This window comes from Virgibacillus alimentarius, from assembly GCF_000709085.1.
Classification (GTDB): Bacteria; Bacillota; Bacilli; order Bacillales; family Amphibacillaceae; genus Virgibacillus_B; species Virgibacillus_B alimentarius.
The window spans coordinates 1-10,146 of sequence record NZ_JFBD01000022.1 but is presented as its reverse complement, the minus strand read 5'-3'; the positions used below and the strand labels follow the sequence as shown (position 1 = coordinate 10,146).

Annotated in this window: 10 protein-coding genes and 1 pseudogene; 8 read left to right on the top strand and 3 right to left on the bottom strand. The window is 37.5% G+C overall.

What is annotated here, in order from left to right; all coding sequences use genetic code 11:
• Positions 1–117: 117 nt before the first annotated feature.
• The 7 genes and pseudogenes from GZ63_RS0104705 (at position 118) to GZ63_RS0104675 (ending at position 7,405) form a co-directional block, all read left to right on the top strand.
• Positions 118–957 carry a 3-hydroxyacyl-CoA dehydrogenase NAD-binding domain-containing protein gene (locus GZ63_RS0104705; RefSeq protein ID WP_029267366.1) on the top strand — a complete coding sequence of 280 codons (840 nt, stop codon included), beginning with the start codon at positions 118–120 and terminating at the stop codon, positions 955–957.
• Positions 958–1,106: 149 nt separating this feature from the next.
• Positions 1,107–2,836: pseudogene (locus tag GZ63_RS16375) on the top strand (ABC transporter ATP-binding protein).
• Complete coding sequence (locus GZ63_RS0104695; protein WP_029267364.1) at positions 2,826–4,646, top strand: ABC transporter ATP-binding protein; 1,821 nt, start codon at positions 2,826–2,828, stop codon at positions 4,644–4,646. Before GZ63_RS16375 ends, GZ63_RS0104695 begins: the two are co-directional and overlap by 11 nt.
• Before the next feature lie 75 nt (positions 4,647–4,721).
• Positions 4,722–5,447 carry an alpha/beta hydrolase gene (locus GZ63_RS0104690; RefSeq protein ID WP_029267362.1) on the top strand — a complete coding sequence of 242 codons (726 nt, stop codon included), beginning with the start codon at positions 4,722–4,724 and terminating at the stop codon, positions 5,445–5,447.
• Between the two features lie 181 nt (positions 5,448–5,628).
• Complete coding sequence (locus tag GZ63_RS0104685; protein WP_029267360.1) at positions 5,629–6,147, top strand: YjcG family protein; 519 nt, start codon at positions 5,629–5,631, stop codon at positions 6,145–6,147.
• Entirely contained in the window at positions 6,144–6,566 is a 423-nt protein-coding gene (locus GZ63_RS0104680) for a GNAT family N-acetyltransferase (protein ID WP_029267358.1), read from the top strand. Before GZ63_RS0104685 ends, GZ63_RS0104680 begins: the two co-directional genes overlap by 4 nt.
• 110 nt (positions 6,567–6,676) lie before the next feature.
• Positions 6,677–7,405 (top strand): DUF421 domain-containing protein, encoded by a 729-nt coding sequence (locus tag GZ63_RS0104675; protein ID WP_318842359.1) that lies wholly within the window; start codon positions 6,677–6,679, stop codon positions 7,403–7,405.
• A gap of 5 nt (positions 7,406–7,410) precedes the next feature.
• Here GZ63_RS0104675 and GZ63_RS0104670 read toward each other — a convergent pair whose 3' ends face one another.
• Positions 7,411–8,307, bottom strand: coding sequence for an MBL fold metallo-hydrolase (locus GZ63_RS0104670; protein ID WP_029267354.1), 897 nt, complete (start codon positions 8,305–8,307; stop codon positions 7,411–7,413).
• A gap of 36 nt (positions 8,308–8,343) precedes the next feature.
• Positions 8,344–8,607, bottom strand: a complete 264-nt coding sequence (locus tag GZ63_RS0104665; RefSeq protein ID WP_029267352.1) for a hypothetical protein — start codon at positions 8,605–8,607, stop codon at positions 8,344–8,346.
• A 187-nt stretch (positions 8,608–8,794) separates the two neighbouring features.
• On the opposite strand from GZ63_RS0104665, the gene GZ63_RS0104660 reads away from it, so the two are divergent.
• The gene (locus GZ63_RS0104660; RefSeq protein WP_029267350.1) at positions 8,795–9,268 is read left to right on the top strand and encodes a CotY/CotZ family spore coat protein; all 474 of its coding nucleotides are present in this window, start codon (positions 8,795–8,797) and stop codon (positions 9,266–9,268) included.
• A 64-nt stretch (positions 9,269–9,332) separates the two neighbouring features.
• Here the strand turns inward: GZ63_RS0104660 and GZ63_RS0104655 are convergent, their stop codons facing one another.
• On the bottom strand, positions 9,333–9,857 hold the full coding sequence (locus tag GZ63_RS0104655; protein WP_029267348.1) for a CotO family spore coat protein: 525 nt from the start codon (positions 9,855–9,857) through the stop codon (positions 9,333–9,335).
• Between the last annotated feature and the right edge of the window lie 289 nt (positions 9,858–10,146).

Genomic DNA, 10,146 nt, shown 5'->3' with positions numbered 1-10,146 from the left:
AAAGCGTCCGCCAGTAGTGAAAGGTAACGTAGTTATCAACAATGAGATTTTTGTAAATTTGTAAAAGTTAATAGGCTGAAAAGAAAAGCTTAAATATACTATACGAGGAGTGAGCATATGAAAATCGGTATTTTGGGCTCAGGTATCATGGGAAACGGAATTGCACAAGTATTTGCTTTGGCAGGACACCATGTAGTGATCACAGATATTAGTGAAAATAAACTTATAGAAGCAAAAGAGACAATCACCTCTAATGTGGAAAGAGTTTTAAAAAAACAGAAAATCCAAGAAACAAAAGAATCCATTGTAGAACGGATAGATCTTACTTCAGATAAAGGACAATTACGTGATGCTGCTATCGTTGTAGAAGCGATTACCGAAAATATGGATGCTAAGAAAAAAGTATTTCGGGAATTGGATGCTTTATGTGATTGTAATACAATACTTGTAACAAACACATCCAGCTTAAGTGTTACAGAGATTGGGAGTGCTACAAGTCGCCCGGATCGTGTTTGTGGTATGCACTTTTTTAATCCAGTGCCAGTCATGAAACTCGTTGAAATTGTTCGTGGAGAGGAAACTTCACAAGAGACTGTATATACAATCCAGGAACTGACAAAACAAATGGAAAAAGAAAGCATTATTGCTATAGACTCCCCGCTGTTTGTTGTAAATCGAATTTTAGTTCCGATGATTAGTGAAGCTATTTTTGTCTTAGGAGAAGGAATCTCGACTGCAGAGGATATTGATAAAGGAATGGTCTTTGGAACAAACCAGCCAATTGGTCCATTGAAATTAGCGGATATGATCGGTCTCGATACACTTTTATATGTGCAAGAGACATTATATCAAGAAACAGGTGACTCCAAATATCGTATCCCGCCGCTTTTAAAAAAACTGGTCCGCGCAGGTCATTACGGAAGGAAAAGCGGAAAAGGATTCTATACATACCCCTAAGAGAGGGCTGTTCCCTCTCCCCTTTTTTCCCCATCTCTCCCTCCTCCACTAAAATCGTTCTCATTTTTTTGAAAAAATCTTCTTTCCTATTATAATATAGAAGAACATTGCTACTCTCGGTTCACTAATTTACATATGGAGGTTTTACGTTGAAAAATATTTTCGCTTTTTTAAAACCGTACAAACTCCACATTATCATTGCCTATGCTTTAACATTGATTGAACTGGGCGTAGAACTGCTTCTTCCCTTTTTCCTTGGAAAAATGATTAATGATGGTGTTGTGACGCAAGACATTAATAATATTGTAATGTGGGGCAGTATTATGATTGGCCTCGCGTTTATTGCTTTTACAGCTGGGATTCTTAATTCTTTTTACGCGTCTCATGTAAGCCTCGGTTTTGCTTATGACATACGTGAGAAACTGTTTAATAAAATTCAACGTTTTTCATTTGCTAATTTAAATCAATATCCTACCTCAGGACTTGTGACAAGATTTACGAACGATGTGAGACAGATTCAAAATACGATCTTTATGGCGCTTCGCATTATGGCAAAAGCACCTTTACTTGTAATTGGTGGGGTAGTGATGGCGTTTATCGTAAATGCCAAACTTGCACTGATCTTTTTGGTAACCGTCCCCGTCTTGGTCGGCTTTATTCTTTGGGTACTTCGTGTGGCTACAAAGCTTTTTGATAACGTACAGCGTAATGTCGATAACGTCAATCGGGTAATGCAGGAAAACCTGTCCGGGATGCGGTTAATTAAAGCTTTTCTTCGGCGTGATTATGAGGAATCCCGGTTCACAAAGGCAAATAAAAATTTAGCTGACTCCATGCGTTACACCTTTCGATTTATCGAGCTTCGATGCCTGTTCTCCTGTTTGTGATGAATCTGAGTTTAATCTTCATTATTTGGTTTGGAAACGTGCAGTCGATTGCCGGGCAAACCTCTGTTGGTGACATTGTTGCGATCGTCAATTATGCGATGCGTGTTTCCATGTCCATTTCCATGTTTACATTTATCATCCTGGCTTTTTCACGTGCAAAGGCATCTGCACACCGTATTAATCATGTTCTTACTGTTAACGTTCCATCCGAGGCTCAAAACAAGGCAGACCTGAGCATAGAAGTGACCAAAGGCAAAATTACTTACAATCAAGTATCTTTTACTTATCCTGCTGCAAATGAACGTGTTTTAGAAGATATTTCTTTTACAGCTGATGCTGGCGAAAAACTCGCTATTATCGGGGCAACGGGAGCAGGTAAAACCTCATTGTTTCAGCTCATTCCCCGCCTGTACGAATCGAGTGGCGGTTCGATCTTTATTGATGATCGTCCAATTACAGATTATACACTTGATCAGCTTCGGGGCAGTATTGGTTACGTGCCACAAACCCCCCTCCTATTTACAGGATCTGTAAAAGAAAATATTGCCTGGGGGAAGCAACACGCATCTATGGAGGAAATTATACAAGCAGCAAAAGATGCACAAATTCACGATACCATTATGGATCTATCTGAGCAGTATGAAACAAAGGTTGGACAAAAAGGGGTGAATCTTTCTGGTGGCCAGAAACAGCGGATTTCGATTGCCCGAGCTTTCATTCGCAGACCTAAGATTTTAATGCTTGATGACAGTACGAGTGCACTTGATTTAGCGACGGAATCCCGCCTGTTAAAAGCCATTCAGGATTATCATTGCACAACATTAATTATTACCCAAAAAATAGCCACAGCAATGACGACAGACCGTATCCTGCTGTTGGATGATGGGCATATACAGGCTCATGGCACACATCAGGAACTGCTTAACCAATCTGATTTATACCTTAGAATTGTAGAGTCACAATTTGGAAAGGGGTATCCACATGCAAAGTAACCCATTCAAACAACCTTTTCAATATAAAAAAATTTCTTTGGACCATGTTCATATCAATCCAAAGAAACGTGCAAAAAATACAAAAGGAACTGTAAAAAGGATTTGGTCCTATCTTGCCAGAGAAAAGGGAAAACTCAGCCTTGTGATTCTTATGGTATTAATCAGCTCTGCAATGGCTTTACTTGGCCCTTATATGGTTGGTATGGCAATTGATGACTTTATTGTAACAAAAGAAAGTTCTGGTTTAGGGTTGCTGCTTCTGTGGTTGATTATCATTTATTTAGCCCATTCGATATCCGTTTTCATGCAAAATTACTGGATGGTCGGGATTGCCCAAAACACCGTGTATGCATTGCGTTCTGATCTATTTCATCAATTTCATCGTCTCCCTATATCTTATTTTGATAAACGTCAGCACGGTGAATTAATGAGCAGAATTACAAACGATATTGATAATGTAAATAACACGCTGAATCAATCTGTGATTCAAATTTTTTCTAGTGTTATCACGCTTGCCGGTACCATTTCTGTTATGATTTATCTCAGTCCTTTGCTGACACTCGTTACCATGGCGATTATTCCGTTTATGTTCCTCGGAATAAGATGGATCACAAAGCGTACCGGCCCTCTTTATAAATTACAGCAGCGGGATTTAGGCGAGTTAAATGGCTATGTCGAAGAAATTGTTTCCGGTCAGCATATTGTAAAAACATTTTCCCAGGAAGAACGCGTTACACGAGAGTTTAAAGAGAGAAATAGTAAGCTTAGAAACACCGGATTTTGGTCGCTAACCATTTCTGGGTTCATTCCCAAAGTGATGAACATGTTAAATTTTTTAAGTTTTGGATTAATCGCTTTAGTAGGCGGTATCCTGGCTATTCATGGTTATATATCAGTTGGTATCATTGTTATTTTCACGGAATATGCCCGCCAATTTACTCGGCCGCTGAATGAACTTTCCAATCAATTCAATATTTTACTTTCAGCAATTGCCGGAGCTGAGCGTGTCTTTAACGTGATCGATGAAGAGCAAGAAGAAACGGATGAGAAAGGTGCGAAAGAGCTTGCGGGTACTACCGGACATTTTGTATTCGATCATGTAACATTTGGATACGAAGATGCCCTTATTTTGAAAGGTATCAGCTTTGAAGTTCAGCCTGGAGAAACGATCGCTTTTGTCGGGCACACGGGTGCAGGAAAAACCACCATTATTAATCTGATTTCCCGCTTCTATAATTATGAAGATGGCAAACTAACGTTAGATGGAATCGATTTAAAAGATATAAAAAGATCCAGTCTCAGAAAACACATGGCTTTCGTATTACAGGATTCTTTTTTATTTCATGGAACCATCCGGGAAAATATACGTTATGGAAAACTGGATGCTTCAGATCAAGAAGTTATCCGTGCTGCGAAGGATGCGAATGCGCATGAATTTATAACGAATCTCCCAGGAGGATATGATACAATCCTTGACCAGGAAGGAAGCGGTATTAGTCAAGGGCAAAAACAGTTACTCACCATTGCGCGAGCATTCATATCTGAGCCTTCTATTCTTGTTCTCGATGAAGCAACAAGTAATATTGATACCATTACAGAATTGAAGATTCAAGAGGCACTAAAGCATTTGATGAAAGGGCGAACAAGCTTCGTAATTGCGCATCGTCTCAATACCATTCAGGAAGCTGATAAAATCATTATGCTGGAACACGGAAAAATTATGGAACAAGGAAGCCACGAGGAACTGATCAAACAAAAAGGCAAGTATTATCAGCTACATCAAAATCAATTGATGGAAAATACAAGTTAATGATATGATAAAAAAGGATGCTCCGTTTCAATTGCGCTAAAATGGGGAAAATTGATTTAAACGAGGTGTTTAAAAATCGCACGTAAAGGAAAAATGATCGAGAAAGAGATAGAAAGCAGCTATTTAAATGAAACAATGACATTGAAACTATATCAACCGGAATCTTTTTCACCTCTTAATAAATATCACATTTGTATTATGCAGGATGGAAATGATTATTACCAGCTTGGAAGAGTGGCGACGCTTAGTGATCGTCTGCACAGTAAAGAAGCGATAGAAAATACGGTTTTTGCTGGTATACACTATCAGGATAAATACGATCGCAGAAAAAAATATCACCCGAGTGGTGAGCAGCAGCAAGATTATATTAAATTTCTTATTCATGAAGTTGTTCCACTGCTGGACGATATGTATCCAACTTATCAGATGGGAAGATCAAGAGCTTTAATGGGAGATTCCCTTGCAGGTACTTTGGCATTAATGACTGCTTTAAAATATCCGAATACATTCGGCAAGGTGATCATGCAATCTCCTTATGTGGATGAAAAAGTTATAGATGCAGTTCAAAATGCGAAAAACATGGAGTCCATTGATATTTATCATACGATCGGCGAAAATGAAACAGCTGTTGGTACAACGGATGGTTCGGTGCAGGATTTTGTCACACCTAATCGTGAACTAAATGAGTTATTAAAAGCAAAAGGTGCCAGCTATCAATATGAAGAACTGAAGAACGGAGAACATACGTGGAAATACTGGCAAAAAGATTTGCCCAACATCTTACCAATCATGTTTAATTAAGAATTTTTAAACAAAATGCAAAAAACACTCTAATTCACCTAAAATTTTGTTATAATTGGAATGGAATCCATAATTTTTGTACACCATCAAAAAGAAAAACCAAAAGATGACACTGCAGCAAGATATTCGCAAATTTTCAGGAATACTTACTACTGTAAAACGATGAGGAGGTTTTTTAACGATGAAATACGGTGTTGCTATTTTTCCATCAAAAGCAATACAAGATGAAGCAAACGCATATCGAAAACGTTATGACACAAATTATGAGCTTATTCCGCCACACATTACATTAAAGGACCCATTTGAAGTGAGCGAGGAGTCCCTTAAAGATGTAATTACAGAATTAAAGAAAATTGCAAATGATACAAAGCCATTTAATATTAATATTAATAAGGTGAGCACATTTGCTCCGGTAACGAATACAATCTACTTTAAAGTTGAACCAATTCAAGAACTTATTGACTTGCATAATAAAATGCAGCAAGACTTTTTCACAGACAGCAGCCAGCACAATTTTGTTCCACATATTACGATTGCCCAAAACCTCATGGACGACGAGTATTCCGATGTATTTGGAAGTTTAAAAATGATGAAGATTGAATATGAAGAACTTGTAGATCGCTTCCAATTGCTTTATCAGCTTGATAATGGATCATGGACAGTATATGAGTCTTTTGTATTCGGGAAGGAACATGTGTGAACGTCCAAATCGTAAATTCAGATAAGCAGTTGGAACAAGCTTATCATATACGGATGGTTGTATTTGTAGAAGAGCAGAACGTTCCGCCTGAAGAAGAACTTGATGCATACGATAAAGATGCAATCCATTTTATCGGTTATAAAGAAGATGTACCAATAGCAGCAAGTCGTCTCAGACTGGTTGATGATTATGGAAAGCTAGAACGTATTTGTGTACTAAAAGAACATCGAGGCAAATCATTCGGGAAGCAAATGATTGAAAATATGGAAAAAATAATTATCCAAAAAGGATATAAAAAGGCAAAACTCAATGCCCAGACACACGCCGAAAACTTCTATCAACAACTGGGTTATGAAACTGTCTCGGCTGTATTTTTAGATGCCGGTATTCCCCATGTAACTATGATAAAACAGCTTTAAGGAAAACAGTTCGTCTTAAGCGAGCTGTTTTTTCTTTTTACATATTAATTCTTCCCGGTCATATAAAATGTATGACAATTCTTGTTTAGGACAAAATAAAAGGTAGCATTTTGAAAAAGGAGATTGTTACAACAATGGACAATATGCTGCCGATGCTATATGAAACCCTGTTTGGTGCTTTCGCTTTGTTTATTTTGACCAAGGTGCTTGGAAAAACGCAAATCTCCGAATTAACTCCGTTTGACTTTATTGCAGCCCTTGTTCTCGGAGAACTGGTCGGAAATGCACTATTTGATGAAAAAGCAGGTATTCTTGATATCGGTTATGTCATTTTACTATGGGGGCTTATCTTATATGGAATTGAAATGATTACACAAAAATTCAAAGGTTCACGGCATTTACTTGAAGGTGATCCCGTCCTTGTCATACACAAAGGGAAACTTAATCGGGAAGAAATTAAAAATAATAAGATGGATATCGATGAAATTCAACAACTGCTTCGTGCTAAAGACGTGTTTTCTATCCAAGAAGTAGAATATGGCATTTTAGAAACAGATGGAACGATATCCGTATTAAAAAAATCACCCTATCAGGCTCCTACAAAAAAAGACTTAAATGTCGCGCCATCGGAAGTTTATCTCCCGACTAAATTGATTGGTGACGGTGAAATCATTAAAGATAACTTGAAGGAAGCAGGATTGACAGAAGAGTGGCTGCAAAATGAATTAAACAGGCAAGGGTATCATTCCATAGAGGATGTCTTTTTTGCTGAATATACGAAAGGGCAAAAGCTTTTCATCAATCCGTATGTAAATTTGCCTGAAAGGGATTCTGATTAAGATACTTACGCTTTTTCAAATACCCATTTATAACCTTTAATGGTGTACGTAATTTTTTCTTGCTGAATTAATCCAACTAAATAAGCCGTTACTGCTGTACGATATAAAAGCCACTGGGATAAGGTTGTTTTACCTATCGCGTATTGCTCACACATTGCTGAAATAATCGTTTCATGGGAGATACCTTTTTTCTCAGACCCAATCTTTTCAAGTAGCCAGTCCAATAACTTTTCATGATAGGTAATATTTGCTTTCACCGTCTGCTTAAATTCCTTTTCATATGTACCATGTCCTGGCACAGCACCATCACAGTTGATTTCCAATAACTTGTTTAAGCTTTGTATTGTTTTATTTGCATCCGTAATATACGGGATTTTATGTTTTTTTAATTGATCTTCACCGAAATAACTATCGCCTGCATACAATACATTGTCGATCTTAAGAGCTAATTGATGGTAGCTGTGACCAGGAAGTGAATGGGCTTCAAAAACAAAGTTGTCTATTTCATTTTCCCCTTCCTGAAGAATATGATCAATCGCTACTGGCTTTCCTTCTAAAAATTTATTATGTAATTCTTGTAGTGGGTCATTTCCACTAAACAAATATAAAGGCTCTAACGCAGGATTTCTTAAAATTGCCTCTTCAAAAGAAGGGGCGATTTTATAAACGTCTCTGCGCTTCTTTAAAAAATGCGCCCCGCCATAATGATCCGCATGTGCATGCGTAATAAATAGATGTGTAATCGGCAGCTCTTTCTCACGGAGCTGCTTTAACACTTTCCGCATAACTGAATCATCAATACCTGCATCAATCAGCATTCCTTGATTTTGTTTATGAACATATCCGATATTTACCGGTGCATCAAAGTAGTAACACGATTTATTTAATTGAATAAATTTCATTTGACCAGCTCTCTTTACGTTTTGTTTTTATTCCGATTAAATCTTTTCTTGAAAAAATAGTCCTTTTCCAGTTGCTTTCTCGTCGATCTTTTTCGACATTTTTTCAAGTTCTGTATCGTTTAAATGCCTTCTTATACGTTTATATTTTCGATATTCTTCTGATTTCATTTTGTTATGATTCTTTGTTTCTAGAGTAACTTTATATGGCTTTTCTACTAAAAAGCAATTTTGATTATCTTGCACGACACGCTTTTGATATTCTTTATATTGATGAAGAGTCAACGGTAAAATATATCCCATGCTCATCCTCCCCTCCATTCATGTATTTCCCTTTTTCCTAGCTAATATGCATGAATTTTCAATTTATTTTATGATACATGTAATCGGAAAAAAGTGCAATATCAGGTTGTATGCCCACACAAACAAAGTATGGATACATATTCTATTAGGGACAGTAGGTCAATAAATATCGAAAGGGGAACAATTCATGAGTTGTGGAAAAGATCATCATACTGGTAGTTGTGTTTGCGACATTTTAAAGGAAATTGCAGATGCACAGCAAGATGTAGTAGAAAATTGCTGTGACACGAGTTGTGAGCAATCCATTAGCGATTTGTTAGGAGAAACAGAGGGCGGTAATGATTTAGACACCGTACCTGTAATCTTATATTGTAAAGATGGCTGTAAACCATTTAAGGGCTTTGGTACTCATCCAGACAATATTGGGCATGTAGAAGCTAGCTTTTTCTTCCGAGTTAAAAAGGTAATGGATGATTGCAGTGACAGCTGCTGCGTGGTATTAGAGCTACTAAGAGATGCTCATTGCGATGTGTTTAATCCACACGATCCAACAGAGCAAAAGTCACATCATTTACGTGCAACAGGTATCTGCATGACTGTTGATGCAGAATGCTTCTGCCACGTAACTTGCCTGCCAGCAATTTCTGCTCTTAATTGCTAATAAGATCTAAAATAACACCGGTCGTAAAGGGAGAGAATCCCTTATGCGATCGGTGTTTTTTTAGTTAAAAACCTAAGAGACGTATGTCCTTAATGTCATCAAATGGAATACTTCTGCTAGTTGTTCTTCTTCCAATCCGTATATAAACAAGATCTTCCTTAAAATCAGTAATAATACCACGATGTTTTCTTTCAGAGGTTTGTACTTCGCACTTCAGTTTTGGAACGTGCGTAGGTAAATTTACGAAGTAGTTAACTTTTTCTTCTAAAGTCATGTCTTTAAATTTCGCCCGATTTGAATGGTGTTTACTTTCATCCGATGGTTCTGTTGAAACATCCTTTTCGTTTTCTTCATCTGTATCTTCTGAATGTATCTTATTCTTATCCTGCTGTAACTCCTTTAGATAAGGGTTCCTCCTCTTTATTCTGGATTTTTGTGATGTATTCGATTGTGGCGGAGGTGCTTGTAACGGGTTTTTTTTGTCTCTCCGCGGTGTTTGATAATTATCTTGCATGGGGGCATCAGGTTTACTTATAGTCGGCTGATGAATATAGAGCAATGGGTCCTTTGCATATCGCTTTTTTTTCATGAAGCATTCTCTCCTTTATATACAACAACTTAAAACCCATTATATGAACCCAGTTACAAAAATGTGTGCTAAGGAAAATGAAAAAAAGTTATCTTATTTGACACATTTATTCGCCCCAATTAAATCACTTCATACGCTTGCTATTTATTATTGATAGTACAATCGAGTAGGTGACTAACCATTACTTGGTTAGTCGACCTCTCACACCACCGTACGTACGGTTCCGTATACGGCGGTTCAATCTCTTGAGTATCCAAACTCATAGAGTGTGGACAAATCTTTTAGTCCC